The sequence below is a fragment of the Kitasatospora sp. NPDC008050 genome (assembly GCF_042957465.1).
GTDB lineage: Bacteria > Actinomycetota > Actinomycetes > Streptomycetales > Streptomycetaceae > Kitasatospora.
This window is the reverse complement of sequence record NZ_JBIBIJ010000008.1, coordinates 191,274-215,436: the sequence shown is the minus strand read 5'-3', so window position 1 is coordinate 215,436 and position 24,163 is coordinate 191,274. Positions and strand designations below refer to the sequence as shown.

Annotated in this window: 21 protein-coding genes; 11 read left to right on the top strand and 10 right to left on the bottom strand. The window is 73.3% G+C overall.

All coding sequences use genetic code 11. The features are described from left to right. Window positions 1-133 precede the first annotated feature (133 nt). A complete protein-coding gene (locus ACFZB9_RS18160; RefSeq protein ID WP_391448237.1) occupies window positions 134-715 on the bottom strand; it encodes a hypothetical protein in 582 nt (193 codons plus the stop codon). 90 nt (window positions 716-805) lie between these two features. Here ACFZB9_RS18160 and ACFZB9_RS18155 point away from each other — a divergent pair, with 90 nt between their 5' ends. From ACFZB9_RS18155 to ACFZB9_RS18125, 7 genes are all read left to right on the top strand, one after another. Then, a complete protein-coding gene (locus ACFZB9_RS18155) occupies window positions 806-1,120 on the top strand; it encodes a hypothetical protein (RefSeq protein ID WP_391448235.1) in 315 nt (104 codons plus the stop codon). 405 nt (window positions 1,121-1,525) lie between these two features. After that, on the top strand, window positions 1,526-2,284 hold the full coding sequence (locus ACFZB9_RS18150; protein ID WP_391448233.1) for a VOC family protein: 759 nt from the start codon (window positions 1,526-1,528) through the stop codon (window positions 2,282-2,284). A gap of 206 nt (window positions 2,285-2,490) precedes the next feature. Continuing rightward, window positions 2,491-2,709: a hypothetical protein gene (locus tag ACFZB9_RS18145; RefSeq protein ID WP_391448583.1), complete on the top strand. Its 219-nt coding sequence runs from the start codon at window positions 2,491-2,493 to the stop codon at window positions 2,707-2,709. A gap of 488 nt (window positions 2,710-3,197) precedes the next feature. Further along, complete coding sequence (locus ACFZB9_RS18140; RefSeq protein WP_391448231.1) at window positions 3,198-3,722, top strand: HD domain-containing protein; 525 nt, start codon at window positions 3,198-3,200, stop codon at window positions 3,720-3,722. Between the two features lie 143 nt (window positions 3,723-3,865). Continuing rightward, window positions 3,866-4,543, top strand: coding sequence for a hypothetical protein (locus tag ACFZB9_RS18135; protein ID WP_391448229.1), 678 nt, complete (start codon window positions 3,866-3,868; stop codon window positions 4,541-4,543). Then, window positions 4,543-6,108: a DNA polymerase Y family protein gene (locus ACFZB9_RS18130; protein WP_391448227.1), complete on the top strand. Its 1,566-nt coding sequence runs from the start codon at window positions 4,543-4,545 to the stop codon at window positions 6,106-6,108. Before ACFZB9_RS18135 ends, ACFZB9_RS18130 begins: the two co-directional genes overlap by 1 nt. An 89-nt stretch (window positions 6,109-6,197) precedes the next feature. Next, entirely contained in the window at window positions 6,198-9,542 is a 3,345-nt protein-coding gene (locus ACFZB9_RS18125) for an error-prone DNA polymerase (protein WP_391448225.1), read from the top strand. A gap of 145 nt (window positions 9,543-9,687) precedes the next feature. On the opposite strand, the gene ACFZB9_RS18120 is transcribed toward ACFZB9_RS18125, so the two are convergent. The 5 genes from ACFZB9_RS18120 to ACFZB9_RS18100 form a co-directional block, all read right to left on the bottom strand. Continuing rightward, on the bottom strand, window positions 9,688-9,840 hold the full coding sequence (locus tag ACFZB9_RS18120; RefSeq protein ID WP_391448223.1) for a hypothetical protein: 153 nt from the start codon (window positions 9,838-9,840) through the stop codon (window positions 9,688-9,690). Between the two features lie 256 nt (window positions 9,841-10,096). Further along, on the bottom strand, window positions 10,097-11,146 hold the full coding sequence (locus tag ACFZB9_RS18115; RefSeq protein ID WP_391448222.1) for a BTAD domain-containing putative transcriptional regulator: 1,050 nt from the start codon (window positions 11,144-11,146) through the stop codon (window positions 10,097-10,099). 227 nt (window positions 11,147-11,373) lie between these two features. Continuing rightward, window positions 11,374-12,624 (bottom strand): beta-ketoacyl-[acyl-carrier-protein] synthase family protein, encoded by a 1,251-nt coding sequence (locus ACFZB9_RS18110; protein ID WP_391448220.1) that lies wholly within the window; start codon window positions 12,622-12,624, stop codon window positions 11,374-11,376. Between the two features lie 32 nt (window positions 12,625-12,656). Further along, window positions 12,657-12,926, bottom strand: a complete 270-nt coding sequence (locus tag ACFZB9_RS18105) for an acyl carrier protein (protein WP_391448218.1) — start codon at window positions 12,924-12,926, stop codon at window positions 12,657-12,659. Window positions 12,927-13,054: 128 nt separating this feature from the next. Beyond that, window positions 13,055-13,876, bottom strand: coding sequence for a class I SAM-dependent methyltransferase (locus ACFZB9_RS18100; protein WP_391448216.1), 822 nt, complete (start codon window positions 13,874-13,876; stop codon window positions 13,055-13,057). A gap of 345 nt (window positions 13,877-14,221) precedes the next feature. On the opposite strand from ACFZB9_RS18100, the gene ACFZB9_RS18095 reads away from it, so the two are divergent. Together ACFZB9_RS18095 and ACFZB9_RS18090 are read left to right on the top strand one after the other, a co-directional pair. Then, window positions 14,222-15,643, top strand: a complete 1,422-nt coding sequence (locus ACFZB9_RS18095) for a condensation domain-containing protein (protein WP_391448214.1) — start codon at window positions 14,222-14,224, stop codon at window positions 15,641-15,643. Continuing rightward, a complete protein-coding gene (locus tag ACFZB9_RS18090; RefSeq protein ID WP_391448582.1) occupies window positions 15,640-17,028 on the top strand; it encodes a condensation domain-containing protein in 1,389 nt (462 codons plus the stop codon). Before ACFZB9_RS18095 ends, ACFZB9_RS18090 begins: the two co-directional genes overlap by 4 nt. A 46-nt stretch (window positions 17,029-17,074) precedes the next feature. Here the strand turns inward: ACFZB9_RS18090 and ACFZB9_RS18085 are convergent, their stop codons facing one another. From ACFZB9_RS18085 to ACFZB9_RS18070, 4 genes are all read right to left on the bottom strand, one after another. Next, on the bottom strand, window positions 17,075-18,238 hold the full coding sequence (locus tag ACFZB9_RS18085) for an alanine--tRNA ligase-related protein (RefSeq protein ID WP_391448212.1): 1,164 nt from the start codon (window positions 18,236-18,238) through the stop codon (window positions 17,075-17,077). A gap of 281 nt (window positions 18,239-18,519) precedes the next feature. Next, window positions 18,520-19,869 carry a nucleotidyl transferase AbiEii/AbiGii toxin family protein gene (locus ACFZB9_RS18080; protein ID WP_391448210.1) on the bottom strand — a complete coding sequence of 450 codons (1,350 nt, stop codon included), beginning with the start codon at window positions 19,867-19,869 and terminating at the stop codon, window positions 18,520-18,522. Then, complete coding sequence (locus ACFZB9_RS18075) at window positions 19,866-20,591, bottom strand: hypothetical protein (protein WP_391448209.1); 726 nt, start codon at window positions 20,589-20,591, stop codon at window positions 19,866-19,868. The genes ACFZB9_RS18080 and ACFZB9_RS18075 overlap by 4 nt, the downstream gene beginning before the upstream one ends. A gap of 135 nt (window positions 20,592-20,726) precedes the next feature. Further along, a complete protein-coding gene (locus tag ACFZB9_RS18070; RefSeq protein ID WP_391448207.1) occupies window positions 20,727-21,458 on the bottom strand; it encodes an SDR family oxidoreductase in 732 nt (243 codons plus the stop codon). 95 nt (window positions 21,459-21,553) lie between these two features. On the opposite strand from ACFZB9_RS18070, the gene ACFZB9_RS18065 reads away from it, so the two are divergent. Both ACFZB9_RS18065 and ACFZB9_RS18060 read left to right on the top strand, forming a co-directional pair. Next, entirely contained in the window at window positions 21,554-22,402 is an 849-nt protein-coding gene (locus ACFZB9_RS18065; RefSeq protein WP_391448206.1) for a LysR family transcriptional regulator, read from the top strand. Window positions 22,403-22,581: 179 nt separating this feature from the next. After that, window positions 22,582-24,163: trypsin-like serine protease (locus ACFZB9_RS18060; protein WP_391448204.1), on the top strand; the 1,582-nt coding region annotated here is incomplete at its 3' end.

The following is a 24,163-nucleotide window of genomic DNA, read 5'->3' as shown; positions in this document are numbered from 1 at the left end:
CCCGCCCCCCCCCCCTGCCCCCCCGGCCCGCCCCCGCCCCCCCCCCCGGCGGGCGGGGGGGGGCCCCCCCCCCCCCCCGCCCCGGCGGCCCGCCCCCCCCCCCCCCCCGCCCGCGCGCCGGCCTGTTGGCAGGTCAGCCGAAGGCGGCGTCGGCGGTGAGCGTGGAGTTGATGATGGGCGCGCCGGTGCCGAGGAGCACGTCGATGCAGTTGTCCACGACGGGCTGCTTGCTGTCGACGTTCAGCAGGGCGGTCAGCTTCTCGCCGGCCAGGCGGGAGGAGCCGCTGGTGACGGTGGCGGTGAGGGTCCCGGTTCCGTCGATCTCGGTGAGGGCGATGCCGGTCAGCGTGCTGGTGGCCTGACTGCCGTCCTTGAGGGTCCAGGTGAAGGCGGCCGTGGAGCCCGGTGCGAGCACTGCGGGCTTCGCGGGGTCGCAACTGAGCGCGCTGAACTTGAGCGTGGCGGTGACGGTTCCGCTGACGACGGCGCCGGTGCCGCTCTGCGAGTCCAGGCAGTTGGCCGCCGTTCCTCCGATGGTCACGGTGGTCGGCGGGGCCTGGGCCGACAGGGCCGGGCTGAAGGTGACGTCGCCGTTCACGGAGCACGAGAGGGTCTCGGTGGCCGCCGCGGGTGCGGCGTCGGCGGCAGGCGCGGCGGCGGACAGGACGGCGAGGGTGGCGGCCATGGTGAGGGCTTGCCGGGAAGCGGACAGCATGATTCGGCCTCTCTGGTCGGGACGGGGGTCGGGGTGGGGGTCGGGGTGGGGGTCGGGACGGGGGTCGGGGGCGGGACGGGGTGCTAGGCCGTGAAGCAGGTGAGCGGAAGGGTGCCGGTCGCCAGGACGGCGCTCCGGAACGGGGCGCTCGCGTTGGCGGTGCTGGTGCTGGTGCTGGTGCTGGTGCACATCGAACGCCCCATCAAGCGGTCCGATCCGGGCATCACAGCATCCAATCGCGGGTCCGGTTTATGGGACCACCGTCACAGCAGGCATCCCGGACCGCACCCCCTGCGGGGCGAATGGGCATCGTGGATGGAGGAGAAGCCGGGCGACAACCACGGTCGCCGACACCACGCGGCGGCAGCCGCCCGGGCTTCCGGGCTGTTGCACCTGGGTTTCTGACTTCCTGTCACGACTATGGCGGGAACCCGTTAGGTCCCCGTGCGACGAGCAGATCCTCCCGAACAGCAGCGCCGAGCTGTCCGGTGCCCGCGACGTCCGGACGGACTGCCTGACGCACAACGCCCTGCTGACCGACCCCACCGTCGCCTCCCAGGTCATCGCCACGCTGACCGATACTCCGGAGCCGGTTACCTCCAACGGATAGGGCGGTTGGAGGTAAGTCCCTTGGTAGCGCCGCTTCATGGCACGTGAGGCGTGCGGGGAGCGGGAGTCGCGGGCGGCGGCGCCGTGGCGGGACGGGTGAAACGGGTGCGGGGTGTCGTGGCGCCTGCGGGCTCGGCTGCGAGGAGCGGGATTAGATGGGCCGGCTCCCTGAACCCGACCTCGAAAGGCGTTGCGTTGAAGGTGACCGAAATCCTCCCGGGCTCCCCCTGCTGGGTGCAGCTGAGCACAACGGATCCGGCGGCTGCCCGGCAGTTCTACGGGCAGTTGTTCGGCTGGACCGCCGCTGACCCGGACCCGAAGTACGGCGGCTACACGACGTTCTCGCTGGACGGTGCCGCTGCCGCCGCCGTCGCCCCGCTGATGAACCCGCAGCAGCCGGTGCAGTGGCAGCTCTCGTTCGCCACCACCGATGCCGACGCCACGGCCGAGGCCGCGAAGAGCGCGGGGGCGCAGCTGTGGATGGGGCCGATGGAGGTGGGCGAGCTCGGGCGCTGGGCGCTGCTGAGCGACCCGACCGGCGCGCCGTTCGGGCTGTGGCAGACCGGGCAGTTCGGCGGCTTCGGCGTGGTGAACGAGCCGAACGCGTTCGGCTGGATCGACCTGTCGACCAGGAACCTGGCGGCGGCGCTGGAGTTCTACAAGACGGTGTTCGGCTGGCAGGTCTGGCCGCACGACGTCTACCAGATGGTGGGTCTGGCCGACACGATGTTCGGCGGCATGATGGCGATGGGTGAGATGTTCCCGCCGGAGGTGCCCTCGCACTGGAATCCGTTCTTCGTCGCCGCGGATGTGGACGCCACCGCGAACACGGCCGCGAGGCTCGGCGCCGACATCCTGCACGGTCCCGTCGACGTGGAGATGGACAACGGCCCCAGGATCGCCGTCATCAGGGATCCGCAGGGCGCCACCTTCGGCATTTTCGCGCCGAGGCAGAGCTAGCGTCGAGCCGGTGCCGGTGCCGGTGCCAGCGCCGGTGCCGGTGGCCGAGCCGGTGCCGGTGGCGGGGCCGGGCCGACGTCGGGGGAGTGGGCCGGAGCGGGCCGCCTTGACAGATTAGGTAAGCCTTACCTAATTTAGCGCCCATGTTCCGCAATCGAACCGACGCCACCGGCCCGTCCACCCGCCCGGCGGGCCGGCGGGTCGGCCTGCTCCCCATCGACCCGCAGGCCGACCCCGGACGCCGCGCCTGGGTGGCCTGCCCGAGCTGTGACGACGCGCGCGGCTGCGTGCCCTGCGCGGAGCGGCGCAACTGCGCCGAACACTGGCGCTACCTGCTGTCCAACACCGGCAGCCTGCTCCACCTGCAGTGCCCCGCCTGCACCCATGTCTGGGACCACGAGACCGGCTTCGGTGCCACCTGGTGATCGAGACGGTGAGCGTGTAGGACGGTTGCCCGGTGACGGTGTTCCGCGCATCGGTCGGTGGGATGAGCTGTTGCTCCACCGCGGGTCCGTTCACGCCCGGGCACAGAGCCTGGCCGGCAGCGTCACTTGGGCGGACCCGCCCTGCTGCGGTCCGATGCGGATCGTGCCGTTCGTGGTGCGCGTCGTGCTGCCGTCCGGCGTGACGGGCAGGTCGTAGGCGCCGGCGACCAGTGGCGGCCCCCGGGGTCCGCCGGGGGTTCCTGCTGCCGGCGCGCCGAGAGCATCCGGGTGCGCGCCGCCGGCTCCTTGACGGAGGCGCTCCGGACGAAGTGCTCGTCGAGCACCGGCCCGTCGAAGGGATCCGGTGTCGTCCGCTCCGGCTCCTCGGAGGGACATGGTTCCTGGTCATCGGCTATCGGCGCGGCGTCAGTATGCCCGGGCGCCGCGGCGCACCGGCCGTCGGGGATCATCGAACCCGGCAGCAGGGAATGAGGAGGTACTCCGAGGTGGCAACTCTGACGGTGGCTCAGGTCGACGCGCTCGCGGCACGGGCCCACGGCGGGCAGGTCGACAAGATCGGCGTCCCCTACATCGAACACGTCCGGGCCGTGGCCCACGGACTCGCGCCCCTGGGCGGTGTCCTGGAGATGGCCGGGCTGCTGCACGACGTCATCGAGGACACGGACTGGACCGCCGAACAGCTCATCGACGCCGGCGTGCCCCAGCCCGTGGTGGACCTCGTCCGGGCCGTGACGAAGCAGCCGGGCGTGCCCTACGACGAGATGATCCGGCAGGTGGCCGCCGACCCGCTCGCCTGCCTGGTGAAGATCGCCGACAACGCTCACAACTCCCTCCCGGAGCGCGCCGCGCGGCTGCCGCAGGACAAGCGTGTGCGGCTGGCCGCGAAGTACGCCGCCGCCCGCCGGGTGCTGTGGCCGGCGGTGGAGCGCGGGCACGTCGAGACGATCGTGCGACGGGTGAACCCGGCACTGCTGCCGGAGCCGGATGTGTGAGGCGCGGGACCCGGCCGCACCCCTAGCACTTCGGAGGGGGCGGCTGTGAGCTGCGAGTATGTCATTTATTCGAACGGGTGATCGAACGACAGCGGAGCGAAATCCGGCTTTGCTTTTCCGTACACATGTTCGATCCTGGTCTCGTGGAGGCATCACTCAGCGCACTGGCACCTCAGCTCCAGCTGGCCCGGCCCGGGCCGCTGGTGCCGGTGCTGCCTGCCCTGAGGACGCTGCTGCCGCAGCGCGGGCTGCGCCCGGGCACCGCTGTGTCGGTCGGCGGGGACACCGCGCTGCTGCTCACGCTGGCCGCCGCCGCCACCGCGGCCGGTACCTGGTGCGGCGCGATCGGGCTGGGCGGGCTGGGGCTGGTGGCCGCGGCCGAACTCGGGGTCCGTCTCGACCGCTTCGTGCTGGTCGAGGCGCCGGGGGAGCGGTGGCCGGAGGTCGTCGCGGCGATGGCGGACGCCTTCGGGATTCTGCTGGTGCGTCCCGTCGGGCCGGTGAGCGGGGCGGTGGCGGCCCGGCTGGGCGCGGTGGCCCGCAGGACCGGGTGTGTGCTGCTGGTGGCCGGTCCGTGGCCGGGCGCGCAGCTGTGCCTGGAGGTCGTCGACCGGTCGTGGACGGGCGTGGGCCGGGGCCGCGGCCGGCTCAGGGCCCGCCGGATCCAGGTGACGGCCGCCGGGCGCGGTGCCGCGGCCCGGGGCCGCACGGTGGAGCTGTGGCTGCCCGACGAGGACGGGACGATCAGCCCGGTCGAGCCGCCGATGGCGGGCACCGGGCCGGTGGCCGACGGTGCGCGTGGTCCGCTGGCGGTGGTGTGATGAGCGACGGTGCGATCAGCGACGGCGCGATCAGCGACGGTGCGGCGCCCAGGGCGCTGGCCGCCTGGTGCCCCGACTGGCCGGTGACCGCCCTGCTCGGTCCACACCCGGCGCCCGAGCGGCTGATGGCCGTGATCGAGCGCGGCCGGGTCCTGGCCGCCACCGACGCCGCCCGCGCCGCCGGTGTCGGCCGCGGCCAGAAGGCCCGCACGGCACAGGCCACCGTGGCCGACCTGGAGATCCACGAGCGCCAGGTGGACGAGGAGGCCAAGCAGTTCGAACAGGTCGCCGACGCCGTCGGCGCACTCGCCGCGCGCCTGGAGGTGCTGCGGCCGGGTCTGCTGGCGATTCCCGCCGACGGGCCGGCCCGCTACCACGGCGGGGAGGAGCGCCTGGTCGAGCGGGTCTACGACGCGATCGAGGCGGCCGGTCACGAGTGCCGGGTGGGCGTGGCGGACGGCCTGCTCGCCGCGCAGCTGGCCGCCCGGACCCAGCAGCTGGTGCCCGCCGGAGACAGCCCCCGGTTCCTGGCCGGCTTCCCGGTGGCCGAACTCGGCGACGCGAGGCTGGCGGATCTGCTGGTCCGGCTCGGTCTGCCGACGCTCGGTCAGTTCGCCGCGCTGCCCGTCCGGGCGGTGGCGGACCGGTTCGGGGCGGCCGGTCTGGCCGCGCACCGCCAGGCGCACGGTCTGCAGGCCAGGCCGGTGATCGCCCGTCCGCCGGGCCTCGAACTGACCGTGGAGGAGCGTTTCGAGCAGCCGTCGCTGCTGGCGGAGCCGTTGGTGTTCGCCGCCCGGGCGCTGGCCGAGCGGCTGCACGAGGGCCTCGCTGCGGCGGGGCTGGCGTGCGAGCGGGTCGAGGTCGAGGTGGAGTGCGCCGACGGCACGTGCGCGGCGCGGGCGTGGCGGCACGAGGGGCTGCTGTCGGTGGGGGCGGTGGCCGAGCGGGTGCGCTGGCAGCTGCAGGCCTGGCAGCACCGCCAGGTCTTCGCCGAGGAGGCCGGCGGGGTGGTGGCGCTGCGGCTGGTGCCGGACGGCCTGGTCCGCGATCCGGGCCGACAGCTGTCCCTGCTGGACGGGGACCGGGAGACGGCCGAGCGCGTGGAGCGGGCCGTGGCCCGGGTGCAGGCGATCCTCGGGCACGCCGGTCTGGTGACGGCGGAGCTGGCGGGCGGGCGCGGCCCGGCCGATCGCGTCGTGCGCACGCCGTGGGGCGACGCGCACCAGGAGCGGCGGGCGGACGGCCCCTGGCCGGGCCGGCTGCCCGCGCCGTCCCCCGCCCACGTCCCCGCGGTGCCGCAGCCGGTGCGGCTGCTGGACGCCGACGGCCGGGAGGTCGCGGTGACCGCCCGGGCCGAGGCCTGCGGTGCACCGGCCCGCCTGGTCCTGGCCGGTCGGGCGCTGGAGGTGACGGGCTGGGCGGGCCCCTGGCCGGCGACCGAGCGCTGGTGGGAGGAGGACGCCCGGCGGATGGCCCGGCTGCAGGTGACGCTCGTCGATGGGCGGGCCTTACTGCTGCTCGTCGAGGGCGGGCGCTGGCGGATCGAGGGCGCCTACGACAGCTGACCCACCGCTGACCCACCGCTGACCCACCGCGACCTGGTCGCACACATCACCGAGCAGCACCCGGCACCATTCAGAGCAGGACCGCCGACATGGGCTTCACCAACCACCCCGACCTGCCGTGGGGCGACCTGCGCCGCCGGATGACCGGCGGCCGGCTCCCCGCGGACCGGACGGTGATCCCGTTCCCCGGCCCGCCGCCGCACCCTGCCGCACCGTCCTCCGCACCGCCACCAGCGGCGCCGCCGCCGCCCGCACCCGCCCGCCCCGCGGGCGCCCCGGCCTGGGCCGAACTGCACGTCCACAGCAGCTTCTCGTTCCTGGACGGTGCCAGCGCCCCCGAGGACCTGGTCGCCGAGGCCGCCCGGCTGGGGACCGAGGCCCTGGCGGTCACCGACCACGACGGCCTGTACGCGGCCGCGATCCTCGCCACCGAGGCCCGCCGCGCCGGCATCGCCACCGTCTACGGCGCCGAGCTCACCCTCGGCGCCACCGGTGAACCGACCGGCACCCCCGACCAGGACGGCGAGCACCTGCTCGTCCTCGCCCGCGGGGCCGAGGGCTACCGCCGCCTGGCCCGCGCGATCGGCGACGCCCACCTGGCCGGCGCCGGCAAACGGCGCCCCAGCTATGACGTCGACCGGCTCCCCGACGCCGCGGGCGGCCACTGGGCGATCCTGAGCGGCTGCCGCAAGGGCGCCGTGCGCCGCGCCCTGGACGTCGAGGGACCGGCAGCGGCGGAGCGCGAACTGCGCGCCCTCGCCGACCGCTACGGTGCCGGCAACGTCTACGTCGAGCTGACCGACCACCACACCCCGGGCGACGACGACCGCAACGACACCCTCGTCGCCCTCGCCGCCCGCACCGGACTCGCCGTGATCGCCTCCACCGCCGCCCACCATGCCTCGCCCGCCCAGACCCGCCTCGCCCAGACCCTCGCCGCCCTGCGCCAGCGCCGTACCCTCGCCGAGGCCGAGCCCTACCTCGCCGCGGCCGGCACCGCGCACCTGCGCTCCCCGGCCGAGATGGCCGCCCGCCTCGCCCCCTGGCCGGGCGTCCAGCAGGCCACCGTCGACCTCGCCCGCGCCTGTGCCTTCGACTTCAGCACCCTCGCCCCCGAACTGCCGGGCTTTCCCGTCCCGGACGGCCACACCGAGGCCAGCTGGCTGCGCCACCTCACCGAGCGGGCCGCCGCCACGCGCTTCGCGGCCGCCGACCGCCGGGCCCACGAGCAGGTCGCCTATGAGCTGCAGGTCATCGAACAGCTCTCGATGTGCGGCTACTTCCTCATCGTTCACGACCTGGTCGACTTCTGCCGGCGCCGCGACATCTGGTGCCAGGGCCGCGGCTCGGCCGCCAACTCCGCGGTCTGCTACGCCCTCGGCATCACCGCCGTCGACCCGATCCACTACGGGCTGCTGTTCGAGCGGTTCCTGAGCCCCGAGCGCGACGGACCACCGGACATCGACCTGGACATCGAGCACCGGCGGCGCGAGGAGGTCATCCAGTACTGCTACGACACCTACGGCCGCACCCACGCCGCCCAGGTGGCCAATGTGATCAGCTATCAGCCCAAGCTGGCCGTCCGTGACGCCGCCCGGGCGCTCGGCTACGCGGCCGGGGACCTCGACCGCTTCAGCCGCGAGACCGGCTGGCACGAGATGCCACCGACCGAGGCGGTGCCCGAGGACGTGTGCGAGCTGGCCGGCCAGTTGCGCGGGCTGCCGCGCCACCTCGGCATCCACTCCGGCGGCATGGTCCTCACCCGCCGGCCGATCGCCGAGGTCTGCCCCACCGAGTGGGCCCGGATGCCCGGCCGTTCCGTCCTCCAGTGGGACAAGGACAGTTGCGCGCACGCCGGGCTCGTGAAGATCGACCTCCTCGGGCTGGGCATGCTCTCCGCCCTCCACGACGCCTGTGACCTGATCGCCCGCCACCACGGCGTGCGCTACACCCTCGCCACGATCCCGCCCGACGACGACGCGGTCTACCGGATGCTCTCCCGAGCCGACACCGTCGGGCTGTTCCAGGTCGAGTCGAGGGCCCAGGCGTCCGCGCTGCCGCGGATGCGGCCGAGCAACTTCTACGACCTCGTGGTGCAGGTGGCCCTGATCCGGCCCGGACCGATCCAGGGCGGCTCCGTCCACCCCTACATCCGCCGCCGCAACCACCGCGAACCCGCCACTGTCCCGCACCCGCTCATGGAGCGCGCCCTCGCCAAGACCCTCGGGGTCCCGCTCTTCCAGGAGCAGATGATGCAACTCGCCATCGACTGCGCCGGGTTCACCCCGGCGGAGGCCGACCGGCTGCGCCAGGCCATGGGTGCCAAGCGCTCCCACGAGCGGGTGGCCGAGCTGCGTGAGCGCCTGCTGGCCGGCATGGCCGAGCGGGGTATCCCGCCGGAGGCCGCCGAGGACGTGTACGGAAAGATCGAGGCGTTCTCCAGCTACGGCTTCCCGGAGAGCCATGCCGCCTCGTTCGCCTTGCTGGTCTACGCCTCCGCCTGGCTCAAGCTGCACCACCCGGCCGCCTACACCTGCGCGTTGCTGGCCAACCAGCCGATGGGTTTCTACTCCCCGCAGACGCTGATCGGCGACGTCCGCCGCCATGGTGTGGAGGTCCGCCCGGCCGACATCAACATGAGCGAGGCCGCCCCCACCCTGGAACGCGATGAACCCGGTGAACCCGGTGAGCCCAGCGCAGCCGGTGAGTTCAGTGAGTTCGGTGAGTCCGGCGCGGCTGGTGAGCCGGCGATCCGCCTCGGGCTGGAGAGCGTGCGCAACCTCGGCCCCGAGCAGGCCGAGGCCATCGCCGCGGGCCGGCCGTACGCGGACCTGGAGGACTTCGCCCGCCGCACCGGGCTGGCCGCCCCGGTGCTCGAAGCCCTGGCCACCGCCGGCGCCTTCGCGAGCCTGGGCCTGAGCCGCCGTCAGGCCCTGTGGTCCGCGGGCCTGCTCACCCGGACCCGCGAAGGCATGCTGCCCGGCACGGCTCCGGGCCTGACCGCCCCCGACCTGGCCCCGATGACCGCCGTCGAGGAGACCATCGCCGACCTGTGGGCCACCGGCACCTGCGCCACCGGTCACCCGGTCCAGCACGCCCGCCCCCACCTGGAACGCTGCGGGGCCCTGACCGCCGCCGCGTTCAGGAGCGCCCCCGCCGACACCCTGGTCGCGGTCGGCGGCCTGGTGACCCATCGCCAGCGCCCGCCGACGGCCGGTGGTGTGCTCTTCATCTCGCTGGAGGACGAGACCGGCCTGATCAACGTCGTCTGCCGGCCCCACGTCTGGGAGCGCCAGCGGCGCACCGCCCTCCAGAACGCCGGCCTGCTGGTCCATGGCACCGTGGAGCGCCGCGACGGCGCGGCCAACCTGGTCGCCAGTCGCCTGACCCCGCTCACCCTCGCCCCCGGCCCCCGGAGCCGCGACTTCCGATGACCGGGCGGGGCCGGGCGGGTCCGGTTCGCGGCGAGTTCTCAGTGGCGAGTTCTCAGTGGCGAGTCCTCGGTGGCGAGTTCTCAGCGCGGAAAACCCGACGGGCCGTCACCGGTGTATCGGTGACGGCCCGTCGGGGGCGGGGTGGTCATGCGGCCAGGCTGGTCAGGGCCTGCTGCGCGCGCTCGACGGTGCGTTCGGCGCGGGCCTTGAGCTGGGCCGCGCGGCGCAGGCGGTGGTTCTCGGCCTGCCGCAGACGCTCGTCGATGGTCGCCCGCGCGGTGTCGAGGTGGTACGTCATGGTGGTATCCCCCTGATGATCGGGTGGTCCGCCGGTATCCCTGTGATACCGGTCCCGGAGGCCGCCCTCATGCTTCGATTCTACACCTTGGAGGGCCTGATGCCTTCCAATTTTCCCTCATGTTCAGGAGGTTGCCTTCTGATCGAAGGTTCGGTGTCGGTTGGGGGTGGCGGGGGCAACGTCATCCCGCTCGGCGGCTACTTCTTCGTCCTGCCCGGCGTCGCCGACGCCCAGGGCTGGTACGGGCGCGCCCTGTTCAGCTGAGGCGGTCGGGCGCGTCCCCGTGAAGGATCATCCGGTGCGTCCGCCGCAGCACCTGGCCCGGGCGCACTCCCAGCTCCTCGGCCAGGGTGCGGCGGGTGCGCTCGAACACCGACAGCGCCTCGGCCTGCCGGCCGCTGCGGTACAGCGCGTGCATCAGCATCGCGGCGACCGGCTCGTTGAGGGGTTGGGCCGCGGTCAGGGCCGACAGCTCGGCGACGGCCTCGGCGTGCCGGCCCAGCCGCAGTTGCCAGCCGAGCTTTCGCTGCGCCATGGCGTCGCGGCGCTCGGTCAGCCGCAGCCGCTCCAGCTCGGCGAACGGCCCCGGCTGGCCGGCCAGGGGCTCGCCGCGGAACAGGTCCAGCGCCAGGGCGCAGGCGCGGACCGCCTCGGCCAGCTCGCCCGCTCGCTCGGCGGCGCCGGCGGCGGTGAGCAGCTCCTCCATGCGTGTCACGTCCACGGTGGCCGCGGCGGGGAGCAGCCGGTAGCCGCTGCGATCGCTCTCGATCGCCGAGTCCGGGCCGTCCGTCACGCGCAGGATCTTGCGCAGTCGGTAGATGTACACCGGCACCACCTTCGTGCTCGGCGGCGCCTCGCCCCACACCCCGTCGAGGAGTTCCTGCTGACTGACCGTCCGCCCCAGGGACAGCGCCAGCGTCGTCAGCACGGCCTGCTGGCGCAGATGCCCCAGGGCCAGGGGCCGCCCGTCGCGCCATGCCCGCACCGGCCCGAGCAGCGAGATCCGTAACCGCGGTCCGGGCGGGCGATGGGCGGTGGGTGACGGCACCGGGCTCGTCGGCCGCCTGCGGGGGCCGCGGCCGGGGGCGACCAGACCGCAGTCGAAGGCGTGCACGACGGCGGCGGTCCGGTCGGGCAGCCCGAGCTTGCCGAGGATCCGCTGGAGGTGTCCGGCGACGACGTCCCGCGGGACGGCGAGGGAGGCGGCGATCTCGTCGTTGCTCAGTCCGCAGCCGACGGCGTAGAGCACCGCGCGCTCCTGCGGCCTGAGCGTGCTGACGGCCGGCTGACCGGTGGTGGTTGGCATCGTGGCCCCCGAGTACTGGACTGAATCTCTACGGTGGATGCCGTCGATGCTGGTCCTGGCGCTCGGGCACGGACAGGTCGGCAGACCGGCCATCTCCGGCCATCTCCGGCCGGTCATCGCGCCGGGGAGGCCCGACCGGCGGCCGTGACCGGACGGCACGCACCGGTCGGCCGTGACCGGTGGGTGAGGCCGGTCGGTACGGGTGGCCGGTCGGCCGGCCGGTGCGCTCACGCGGCGCCGAACACCACCACCGAGTTGTGGCCGCCGAATCCGAAGTTCTGTTTGACGGCGACGTCGATCGCGGCGGGCCGGCCCGTGAGCGGGGTGTAGTCCAAGTCGCAGTCGGGATCCGGATTGTCCAGGTTCGCCGTGGGCGGCACGTACTTGTCGCGGATGGCGAACAGGACGCCGACGCTCTCCAACACCCCGCACGCGCCGCAGGCGTGGCCGATGACCGACTTGGGCGCCGTGATCGCCACCTGCCGGGCGTGCGGGCCGAGGGCGAGCTTGATGGCGGCCGTCTCGGCCCGGTCGTTGAGCGGTGTCGAGGTTCCGTGCGCGCTGATGAGGTCCACGGCGGCGGTGTCGAGACCGGCGTCGGCGCAGGCCAGCTCGATCGTTCTGGCCGCTGCCGCGCCGTCCGCGCGGGGGACCACGGGGTGGTGGGCGTCGCAGCCGGACGCGGCGCCGAGCACCTCGCCGTACACGGTCGCGCCGCGGCGCAGCGCGGAGCGCTCCGACTCCAGCACGAGCACGGCGGCGCCCTCGGCCGGCACCATGCCGTCACGGTCGCGGTCGAAGGGCCGGGAGGCGATCGCCGCCTGCGCCGCCGGCCGCCGCGAGAGCGCGTCCAGCAGGCAGAACGACGCCAGGCACGGCAGGTCCAGCCAGCTCTCCACGCCGCCGACGAGCACCACCTCGGCGCTGCCCTCGCGCACCGCGCGCAGGCCGGCGCCGATGGCGTCCGTCGAGGACGCGCAGGCGGTCGAGAGCGTCAGCACCGGGCCGGTGATGCGCAGTTCCTGGGCGACCAGCCCGGCGGCCTGGTTGGGCAGCAGCCGCAGCAGGCCGAGCCGGTTCATCCGCGGCCACCCGTCCTGGCGCAGCACGGTCACCAGACGGGCGGCCTCGTCGAGACCGCCGCCGCCGGTGCCGACGTACAGCGCCCCTGGTGCCGTGCGCAGCCCCGCGTCCGCCCGCGCCTTCAGAGCCGCGGCGAACAGCAACTGCTGGAACCGCGAGGTGCGCCGGACCTGCTGGGCGGACATGTGCTCCCGGGGGTCGAACCCGGCCACCACGCCGCCGACCTGACACGGCAGCGGCTGCTCCAGTTCCAGCGCTGAGATCGCCGGGCGGCCGGCGTAGAGCGCGGACCACAGCTCCTCCGGCGTGGCGCCCGCGCACGACTCGACGCCGATGCCGGTCACCAGCACGCGGTTGCGCACCCCGGTGGGCGGCACCGCGCCGGTGGACGTCATCGCGCCTGCGGATGTCACAGCGCCTGCGGACGTCACAGCGCTCCCGACATCGCGTCGACCACGTCGCCGACCGTGCACAGGTCGGCGATCCTGATGCCGGTCTCCGCCAGCTCGACCCCGAATTCCTGCTCCAGCACGACGAGCAGTTCAAGCGCCTCCATGGAATCGAGTCCCAGCAGCGGCTGACCGGGATCGGCGGCGTAGAACAGGGCCGAATCGCGGGTGATGGCGGTCGGGGATTCGCCCAGGTCCGGCCGGATACCGACAATCGCCTTGATGACCACGGGCAACACCTCGGACATGAAGCATTCCTTTCATGAGGAATTCTGGATCACGATGGATTCCAGGGCACGATGGATTTCAGGGCCGGGATCGATTTCAGGGCCGGATGAATGTCAAGGCCGGGATCGATCGCAGGGCCGGATGAATGTCAGGGCCGGATCGCGGAGAAGTACACGCAGCGCCGCGTGATGGTGAACGGGGCGCGCTCGTACTGTTGTTCCAAGGCCTCGCCGAGCAGCTCCGCGGCGGTGCGTCGGTCGACTCCGGGCAGCGCGGCGGTGGCGAACATCGGCGTCGAGCACAAGGCGGTCAGAAAGCGCGCGCCCAGGGTGAACTCCCGTTCGTCGCTCACCACATCGGTGAAGCCGGCCGAGGCGAGGGCGGCCCGGTAGCCCTCGGTGTTCCGGCGCAACCCCGAGGGGCGGCCGGCGGCCGAGCGCGCCAACGGGAGCCCGCGCCGCCGGGCGAGGCGGCGGGCGGTGCCGACCAGCTCGGCGTACATCGGCAGGTCGGCCGCGGTCTCCGCGCCCGAGTAGAAGGCCGAGTTGAACAGCAGGCGTCCGCCGGCGACGAGGACCCGCCCGATCCCGCCGAGCGCCTCGTCGAGGTCCGGGACGAGATGAACGCAGTTGGCCAGCACGACGGTGTCGAAGGTCGCCGGCGGGAACAGGCGGGAGACCGAGGCGGCGTCGCCCACCAGGAAGCGGGCCCGGTCGCCGAGCCGGGCCCGGGCCGCCCCGAGCAGGGCCGGATCGGGATCGACGCCGACCAGGGACATCGCCGGGTCGCGCAGCAGCAGTTGCTCGCTCACGGCTCCGTCCCCGCAGCCCAGGTCCAGGACGCTCGGCCCCGACCCGACCGGGACCAGGTCGAGCAGCGCGCGGTTCAGGTGGGCGTAGGCCGGGTCGCGGCGCAGCGCGGCGTAGTCCGTGGACGGTTCCGTATCGTCCAGGGCTCGGGCATCGTCCACGGCCCGGGCATCGTCCAGGGCTCGGGGAGACCCGGAACGCGTATCCGATCGGCTGTTCATGAATTGCCCCTCCGTCGGCATGGCCGGTGTCAGCACGGCCGACAATTCGGCGCGGCGCTGAACGAAATGACGGAGGCCGACGCTAGCAGCGCGTCCGAAGGGGCGACAAGCGCACCGATTCCCCTGCCGGCCGGCACGATCCACGCGACCAGGAGAAACGGCCCTGTTTCATCTTTGCTTCATCGCGGCCGGATAGCTTCACCGGGCCGTATCGAGACGTCATAAAAGGAGAACAGGTGATGGAGAATCGCGTCGGCCCTCGCATCGCGTCGGGCCGGTGAGGAAGTGGAATTCACGGAACTGAATGACAGCGCGGTTCCGGCAGGCCGGCTGGTGTTCTGGACGCCGACCGCCGCGGCCTCGGCCTGGGCGGACGACCCACGAGAGCCCGCGCTCGTCCATGAGCACCATGTGCGTTCGGCGGCCGCGCACGGACCGGAACGGGTCGATCCGGCCTGGGTGGGGGTGTCGTTCGGCGTCGGCCGCCTCGGCCCGGACCGGCTCGGCCGCGCGTTCTCGGCCTGGCTGCGCGGACACGAGCACCTGCGGAGCAGGCTGCTGCCGACCCGCGAGCGCTGCGAGCGTCACACGCTCCCCGCGAGTGCGGTCGCGCTGCGACGCGAGGAGGTCGGTCTCTTCGCCGACGGCGCCTCGGTCCGACGACAGATCGAGGCGTTCTTCGACCGCGGCCTGCACCCGCTGGGCTGGCCGCAGGTGGTCTTCGCGACGGTCGAGGGCAGCGGCAGGGTGACGGTGTTCGTGGGGGCGGACCACGGCATCGTGGACGGCTACACGCTCGCCATGATCCCGGGGCAGATCCGCGGCCACCTGGCCGGCCGCGCCGAGGAGCTGGCCGGGCCGACCTTCCTGGACTTCGGGGCCGCGGAACCGAACCTGGTCGATCGCCTGCCGACCCGGCCCGAACATGCGGACCACTGGCGGACCCTGCTGCGCGGCGGACGCGGCGGGACCCCCGCCTTCCCGCTACCGCTCGGCTCCGGCGAGACGCCGCACAGCCAGTGCAGCACCGACCACTGGCTGCTCGACGCACCGGCGGCCGAGCGGTTCGCCGCCGCGTCGCGCGCGGGCGGCGGCAGCACCGCCGCAGGACTGCTGGCCTGCCTCGCGCTCGCCGCGGCGAAGGCCACCGGTCGGCGGCAGCTGTCCATGGTGACCCTGGCCAACACCCGGCCCGAGCCGTGGCGGACGGCGCCGGGCTGGTTCGTCGGCCTGCAGCCGGTGCGGATCGCGACGGCCCCCGGGGCGGCCTTCGCGGACACCGTCGCCCTGGCCGCCGCCGAACTGCGCCGGCACCGACCGGGGCCGGGCAGTTCGCTGCCGCACCTCGACCGGCTGCTGCGCCGGCGGATCCGCCCCCGCTTCGTCGTGTCCTACCTCGACGTACGCCGGGTGGCGGGTACCCCGCCCCAGCAGGAGGACCGGATGCTGCGCAGCCGCATCCACCGCCCGGCCGAGGTGTACCTGTGGCTGACCAGGAGCGAGCGCGGCGTGCATCTGACGACCCGCTTCCCTGACACGGCCGTGGCGCGCGCGAACGTCGCACGCTTCGTGCTGGCCACCACGCACACCGCCGCCCGCGTCGCCGACGGCCACCGGTTCGTGGCCGCCCCGGCGCCGGTGGCCGCCCCCGCTTCCGCTTCCGTAGCCGGCCGTACCACCGAGGAGACGATGCTGCCGTGCACATGACCCAGATCATCGACTGGCTCCCCGAGCCGGGTGAGGTGGTCGAGTTCCAGCTGGCTGCCGACCGGTCACCCGTGCCGCACGACGTGCCCGCCTCGTACTTCCAGCGGGCACACCTGCGGTTGGCGGCCGCCAGGCGGGTCGACGGGCAACGTCAGTCCCCCTGGGTGGCCATGGCGTTCGACCTGGCCGGCCGGGCCGATCTCGACGCGCTCACCGACGCGTGGCAGGGTCTGGTGCGCAGGCACGAGGCGTTCCACACCTGGTACGAGCCGGGGACCGAGGACCTGCCCGGGTTCCGGCTGCCACCCGACTCCGTCACGGTGCACCCGGTACGCGTGGGCGACTTCACGAGCGCGGCCGACCTGCGCGACCATCTGCACCGGCGGATCGACCAGCAGACCTCGGTGGGCGGGCCGGCGCTGCTGGCCGGAGTGGTCCGACGGGACACGGCGTCCACGGTGTACGTCGCGATCGACCACGCCTACACCGACGGCCACTCCCTGGCGCTGCTGTTCGACGAGATCCGCACCCGCTACCACGCGGCCCGCGGCGGGGTCCCGATCGACCTCGCACCGGTACCCGGCTACCTGGAGTACAACCGCCGCGAGCGGGAGCGCGCCATGTCGCTGACGGCAGCCGCGCCGGAACTCGCCGCGTGGTCGCGGTTCCTGACCGCGGGGGACGGCGGTTTCCCCGGTTTCCCGGTCGAGCTCGGCAACCACGGCCACACGCTGCTGCCCGGCACCCGGATCCACCACCCGGTGCTCTCCGGCGCCGGGGCCCGCGCGTTCCGCGCCTACTGCGCCCGGCACGGCGGGGGGTTCGCCGCTGGGGCCTTCGCCGCGCTGGCGCTCGCCCAGTGGGAGTTCACCGGCAACGACGTCTACCGCGTGCTCACGGTCGTGTCGACCAGGACCTACCCCCGGCTGCTCCCCGTGCACGGCTGGCTGGTCAACTTCGTGCCGCTGCTCTTCCGACTGCCCGCCGCGCCGACGTTCGCGGGCGCGATCGCCGCCGCCCAACAGGGCTTCCAGCAGGCCCGCGCGGCAGGCGAGGTGCCGTTGCACCGGGCGCTGGAACTGCTCCAGGACGGTCGGTACGCCCCCCTCATCCCCCCGATGGTCTCCTACCTGGACGGACGCGGCGCACCGGGCTCCGCCGACTACCTGCGCGCGGACGCGACCGTCCTGACCGGCCCCGACTCCGCCAGCGGCGTCTCGCTGTGGTTCAACTGGTTCCCCGACCGGGCCGACCTGGTGGTCAACATGCCGGACACCCCGCAGGCCGCGAAGGGCGTCCCGCAGTACCTCGACCGGGTGAAGGAGATCATGCTCACCGCCGCGGCATCGGCATCGGCATCCGCCGGCGCCGGACCGGTCCCCTGAGCCGGGCTGCACGGGGGAGTCCGGTTCCGGCGTCGCCACCGGACCGCTACGGCCGCAGGTTCCGCACGAGGTCGCGCGGCAGGCCGTGGGTGTCGTGGAGGTAGCGGAAGTCCTCCTCGCTCAACGGGCCGCGGAACCGGGGGCGGGCCAGGATCTGCCGGCCGCGCTCCAGCAGCCGGCCGAACCGGCGCTCCTCGTCGAGCAGCACCCGGCGTACCAGCTCCGGGTCCTCCTCCTGCCGGAAGCGGTCCAGGGTGTGCCGGACCAACTCCTGCGGCAGGTCGGTGAGCGTGCGCCCCGGATCGTCGCGCCGCAGCACGGTGAGCACCCGGCGCACCAGCCGGCGCAGCACGTAGCCGCGGCCGGTGTTGGCCGGGCGCACCCCGTCGCCGATCACCACGACGGCCGAGCGCAGGTGGTCGCAGACCAGGCGCAGTGACGGTTCGTCCAGCTGCCACAGGGGCGGCACGATCCGGCGCCACGGGTCGAAGACGTCGCACTCGAACACCGAGCGCCGGCCCTGCAGCAGCGAGGAGAGACGCTCCAGGCCGAGGCCGGTGTCGATGTTGCGCTGGGGGAGCGGCACCAGTGAGCCGTCGTCGAGTCGTCGGTGGCGCATCATCACGTGGTTCCACACCTCAACCCAGCGGTCGTCACCGGTCGGGGTCGACTCCGGCGGGGTGTCGCCGGTCCACAGGAAGATCTCCGAGTCGGGACCGCACGGGCCGGTGGGGCCGTTGGACCACCAGTTGTCCTCGCGGGTGAGCTCCACCGGTACCCCGTGCTCCTGCCACAGCTCCAGGGAGGCGGTGTCCGGACCGCTCTGCTCGTCGCCGGCGAAGACCGTGGCGTGGAGCAGACGTGGGTCGATGCCGAGCCCCTCGGTGAGCAGCCCGTAGCCCCAGCCCAGGCTCTGCGGGCCCTCGTAGTCACCGAGCGACCAGGTGCCGAGCATCTCGAAGACGGTCAGATGGGTGCGGTCACCGACCTCGTCGAGATCGGTGGTGCGCAGGCAGCGCTGCACGTTGACCAGCCGTCGGCCCAGCGGATGGGCGCGTCCTTCGAGGTACGGGGTGAGCGGGTGCATGCCCGAGGTGGTGAAGAGCACCGGATCGCCGGGCGGCGGGAGCAGCGTCGAGCCGGTGATCCGGCGGTGGCCGCGTTCCTCGAAGTACTCGACGAACGTGCGGATGATCTGATCGGTGTTCACAGGTGGCTCCTTCGCATGTGCAGCGGGGAGGCACCGGAAAACGGGTCCGCACGATCGTCGGAACCGGGGCGGGAGCAAAGGCCATGAACGCACCGGCGGACCGTTTCCCGGTCGCCGGTGGGAGGGGGGATGTGACGTCAGGCGGCGGCAACCGGCGAGCTGGTCGCTCGCGCGGTCGCGGTGGTGCTTCGGCCCACGACGTTCATCCCGTTCATACCGCGAGGCTAACGCACCCGGTGCTCGCGGCGCACCCGATTTTGCGGCGGGGTGGCCTGGGCGGCTCAGCCGAGCAGCCACTCCACGGTCAGGGCGCCCTCGCGGACCCGACCCGCCCAGTACGACCAGGCCGCGCAGGACAGCATCTGTTCGGCGAGTTCGGCGAGTTCGGCGTCGTCGGGGCAGCTGGGGCCGAGGAGGCGCTTGGTGAGGCGGTGGGCCGGGGCGAAGGGGGCCTGCGCCTTGGCGAGCCAGTCCTGCACGGCGGGCAGTCCGCCCTCCGCCAGCACCGGGCGCAGCCGCTCCAGCCAGGCCTCGGCCCACCACTGGGCCAGTGCCGCCGGGGCGACCTCGGCGAAGGTGGGGGCGAGCGCCGCTGCCAGGCGGTCGAGCAACTGCTGGGCAACGTCGTCCTCGCCCGCCTCGCCCGCCTCGCCGTCCTCGCCCGCCTCGCCGTCCTCGCCCGCCTCGTCGTCGCGGGTGTCGGCGGGCTGGGCCAGGTGCGGGTACTCGCTCTCGAAATGCTCCCAGCCGACCGAGACCGTGTTGGCCAACTCCCTGATGGTGAGCGCCTGGACGGGGTGCTCGGCGTACCAGGCCTCGCCATCCGTGAAGACGTCGCGCAGCACTTGGTAGCGCAGCGGGGTGGACTCGGCCAGCAGCACCGCGTCGTAGAGATCCTTGCCCTGCGGGTAGGCGTCGTTGACCAGCCACACCAGCTTCCAGGCCAGCGACAGCTCGGGGGAGGCGGCATCGAGCCGGGCACCGGGCCCCTCGGCGGCAGGCAGCAGGACCGGCTGCGGGGGCACCCGCAGCGGCTCGTTGAAGACGAAGTCCAACTGGATCGCCCCGCCCGGCAGCCCGTCGGCCTGCCAGGGCAGGAGCAGTCGGCGCCCGGGCACCCGGTCGTAGGTCCAGATGTCCTCGCTGACCGCATCCGAGGCCGTGAAGCGGACCGGGCCGCGGCTCGCGGCCTCGGCGGCCCGCGCGATGCCCGCCAGCATGGCGGCGGTCCGCGGCTCCTCGATCCGCCATTCCTGTGGGACCACCACGAAGTCCAGGTCGCCGGGCTCGCGGGCCTGCGCCCCGAACCAGGCGCGCAGCAGTACGCTGCCGCGCAGCACCAGGGCCTCGGACCAGGGCGATTCGGCGATCGCGGCGAGCAGCAGGTCCATGGCCCGGCGCCGTGCGGCGTACCAGGCGGCGCCGAGCTCGGGGTCGGTGAACCGCGGGTCCGCGGCGCGGTAGGCGTAGGAGTGCTGCTTCAGCGCCGGGTCGAAGATGCCGGCCTGGGCGGCGCGCGGGTCCTGGACCGGACGAAGAGTCAGCGGGACCCCGGGGGCGGGGTGGCGGCCGTCGCCCGGCTGCGACTGCGGCACACTGCCGTCGGGGAGAAGTTGCCAGCGGTCGCTCACGGGGTCGGGTCCTCCGGTATCGGGCCGTTGTCGTCCATCCAGCCGTCGTCGACGGCGAGGTTGCTGTCGTGCACGACGAACTCGCGCTCCACCGCGATCGGCGGATGGCCGGCCGCGACGAGCGCCTCGGTCAGCGCGGCCAGGCGGTATTCGGCCGTGCGGCGTCCCACGCCGTGGCAGCGCTGGGTGACGAACTGCTGGCTGCGGCCCGTGGGATCGGTGCGGCGGGCGTTCCAGGACACGTGGGCGGTGTGGCCCGCCACCGCCCGGACCAGCGCCGCGCGGTCGCCGGGCGGCAGCAGCACCTTGAGGTGGTGCTCGAAGTAGTATCCCGGGCCGAGGAGTTCGGCCTCGCGGTCACCGTCCGGCACGCCCGGGGCCCACGGGGCCGCCTCGCACTTCACCCTCACCGGGGTGAAGCCGTCCGTACGCAGCGCGGCCGCCAGGGCCTCGGCCCGGTCGAGCTGCTCCTGGAACGTACCTGCCGCGGTCCAGGACAGCATCGGCTGGGAGGGGTACTGCCCACGGGCCAGCACGATGTGGGTGTACTTCAGCCCGTGCGCCTGCGCCCAGCGGGCGAGGGCCGGATGGGAGCCGGGGCCGGTGTCGGTGCGGGCGGTGCTGCCGGCGTCCATCGCGGTCAGGGTCAGGTGGGTCTCGAACTCTCCGACCGTCCCGGCCGCGCCGAAGGCACGGCTGGTCAGGGGTGCTTGCACTGTCACGGTGGTGATTGTTCCAGCCGGCTCGCGCGACCGGCCAACCGGCTTCCGCTGGGCTCGCAGCCGTCTTCGATCACGGGTCGTCAGTCGACGGATGAGATCGTCGTGGGTGCCTCGGTGGCGGACCCGTCGGGCGCCTCACCAGGGCACCGGGCCGGCGTCCTCGAAGAACTGGCCGGTCGGGCCGTTGTCAGGCAGGGTCGCGAGTTTGATGGCGATCGCCGCGCCCTGTTCAGGGGTGCGCACGCCGCGGAAGCCGTTGAGGTCGGTCGCGACGTAGCCGGGGCAGGCGGCGTTGATCAGGATGTCGGTGCCGCGGAACTCCCGGGCGTACTGGAGGGTGACGGCGTTCAGGAAGGTCTTCGACGGCGCGTACGCCACGGCCACCGGACCCGTGGTCTGCTCGGCGCCGGGGCCCGACTGCCGGGTGAGGGAGCCGACGCTGCTGGACATGTTCACGATGCGCGGCGAGGCCGAGAGGCGCAGCAGCGGCAGCATCGCGTTGGTGACGCGGATGACGCCGATCACGTTGGTCTCCACGACTGTCCGGATGGTGGCGGGGTCGACCCGGGTGGGTTCCTGGGGCATGCCGCCGGTGATCGCGGCGTTGTTGACGAGCACGTCGAGGCGTCCGGCCTGATCCTCGATCAGTTGTGCGGCGGCGGCCGCGCTCGCGTCGTCGGTCACGTCCAGCGGTACGCCGAACGCGTCGACGCCGGCCTCGCGCAGCTTCTCCACCGCGGCCTGGCGGCGCCGGTCGTCGCGGGCGCCGACGCCGACGCGCCAGCCGAGGGCGCCCAGGCCCGCCGCGATCTCGTAGCCGATTCCCTTGTTCGCGCCGGTGACCAGCGCAATCGTTCGTTCGCTCATGGGGACCATGCTGCCCTCGGAACCCGGCAGGGGTCCAAGACCGAATGGGTGGGAAACGATACCGTCCGGGTATTGATCCGGAGTACCGTGCCGGTATGGAGACCCGGGAACTGCGGTATTTCGTCGCCGTCGCTGAAGAGCTGCACTTCGGGCGCGCCGCGCAGCGGCTCGGGATCGCGCAGCCGCCGCTGTCCCGGGCGATCCAGCAGCTCGAACGCCGGCTCGGGGCAGCACTGTTGGATCGGACCAGCCGCACGGTCACGCTGACCGAGGCCGGCTCGGTGCTGCTGGCCGAGGGCCGGGCCGCTCTCGACGCGGTCGAGGCCGCCGAGCGCCGGACCCGCCGCGCCGCGCTTTCCGCGACCGGTGGTCCCGGCCTGGTCCTGGTCACGAAGGCCAGCGCGTCCAGCGAACTGCTGGCGAAACTGCTCGCCGCGTACGCCGCCGAACCCGGCGCGGTCCCCGTCGACGTCATCCTGTGCGGCCCGGCCGAGCAGGGGCGGCTCCTGCGCGAGGGCCGGGCCGACGTGGCGCTGCTGCACCGGCCGTTCGACTCGACGACCGGGTTCCACACCGAAGAACTCAGCACCGAGGGACAGGTCGTGGTCCTGCCGGCCGGGCATCCGCTCGCCGCCCGGGACCAGGTGCACATGGCCGACATCACCGGGCTGCCGGGCCTGCCCCTGCCGCGCTGGCCCGACCGCGACGGCAGCTACCCGCCCGGCCCCGGCCCCCAGGTCCGCGACCACGCGCAGCTGTTGCAACTCGTCGCGCTCGGCCGGGCCTGCGCGGTCTCGCCGGAGTCGTGCCGAGCCCAACTCCACGGTGACCTCGTGGCCGTGCCCGTGCTGGACGCGCCGACAGTCACCACCGTGATCGCCTGGCCGCCGCACAGCCGCTCCAGGGCCGTCGCCGACCTCATCCGGACCGCGACACGTCTGTAGAACCGCAGCTGCAACCGCAGCCGCGTGACGATCGTGGTGGCCCGGTGCGACCTCCTGATGACGGATAAGATGATTTGACGCACACGAACGGTAGCCGCTAGCGTCCGCGAGGCTTCTCAGCCAGCTGACTCGGGGGGCTGTTGGCATCCTCCGGGCATGCCATTTCCCTGGAGTCGTTCGTGCAGGTAAGCAGAAAACTGGCGTGGCCCTTGGCCGCGGCGCTGTCGGCAACCATGATGGCCGGCTGGTCGGCGACCACGACGGCGACGGCCGCCGAGACGGTCGGACCGTCCGCGGTGGAGGACTTCAGCTACCCCGGGGCGGCGAAGGTCCTCGCCGACCACCGCATCACGCTGAAGTCGGGCGACGGCCACATCGTGCTCGCCGACTGCGGGTCAGGTACCGGTCTGGTGCAGCTGTACAGCCGGGCCGCGACGCCCAGCGAGGTCTGCTTCCAGATCACCGGACCGACCGGCTACCTGTCGCTGGAGATCCCGCAGGTCTACAACATCAGGGGCGACGCCCACGCGATCAAGGCCACGCTGAACACGGCGGGCACGGTCACCAGCGTCGACGTCAACAAGAACGACTGGACCCCGGTCGGCGAGGGCAGCGCCACCGGTACGACCACCCTGCTGGAGCTGAACGCCACCGACGGGCCGGCCGCGCCGAGCGTCACCAACCCCACCCCGGCGATCGGTGCGGTCACGGTCGGGCAGCCCGGCCGTCCCGGGTCCCGGGGCTGCTCCGGCACCCTGATCGCCGCGCAGTGGGTGCTCTCCGCGGCGAGCTGCTTCAGCGACGACCCCACCAAGCCGGCCGCCCTGGCCGCGGGTGCGCCGAGCCACCCGGCGACGGTCGCCTTCAGCGGCCACCCGGCGTTGACGGTGACTCGGCTGGTCCCTCGGACCGACCGTGACGTGGTCCTCGCCCATCTGTCCGCCCCGATCACCGACATCAGCCCGGCGCAGGTCGGCACCAGCCCGGTGAGCGCCGGCCAGACGCTGAGCAGTGGCGGGTTCGGGCGCACCGCCACCGACTGGGTGCCGGCCATCGCGCATGTCGGCACCTCCACCGTCACGGCTGTGACGGACTCGGCGGTCACGGTGACGCCCACCGCGGGCACGGTGTGCAAGGGCGACACCGGTGGCCCCGCCTTCACCGCCACCGGCGGCGGGATCACGGTCAGCGGCGTGCACAGCCTGTCCGGGCAGGCCGGCTGCCTGGCCGAGCCGTCCTCGAACCCGGCCCAGGTCACCGAGGCCCGCGTCGACGACATCGCGGCCTGGATCACGGCCAACGCCACCGGCCAGATCCTGGGTGACTTCAACGGCGACGGCCGCGCGGACATGAACATGGCCTACTACCGTGCCGACGGTTCGATCGGGTTCTACACGTCGCTCAGTGATGCTTCGGGCAGTCTTGGTGGGTTCAACCTGGGGTACACGGTTCCGGCGGGTAGTTGGGATCGTAACTCGATGAAGCTCGTTGCGGGTGATTTCAATGGTGATGGTCGTACCGATCTTGCGATGATGTATCACCACGCTGATGGTTCGATCACTTTGCACACGGGGTTGGCGGATGCGAAGGGGCTGATCGGGGCTTTCCAGGGTTCGGGTTTCTCGGTGCCTGCGAGCGCGGGTTGGGACTGGAATGCGATCCAGCTGTTCTCCGGTGACTTCAACGGTGACGGTCGGGCGGGCTTGGCGATGGCTTATTACCATGCTGACGGTTCGATCGGGTTCTACACGTCGCTCAGTG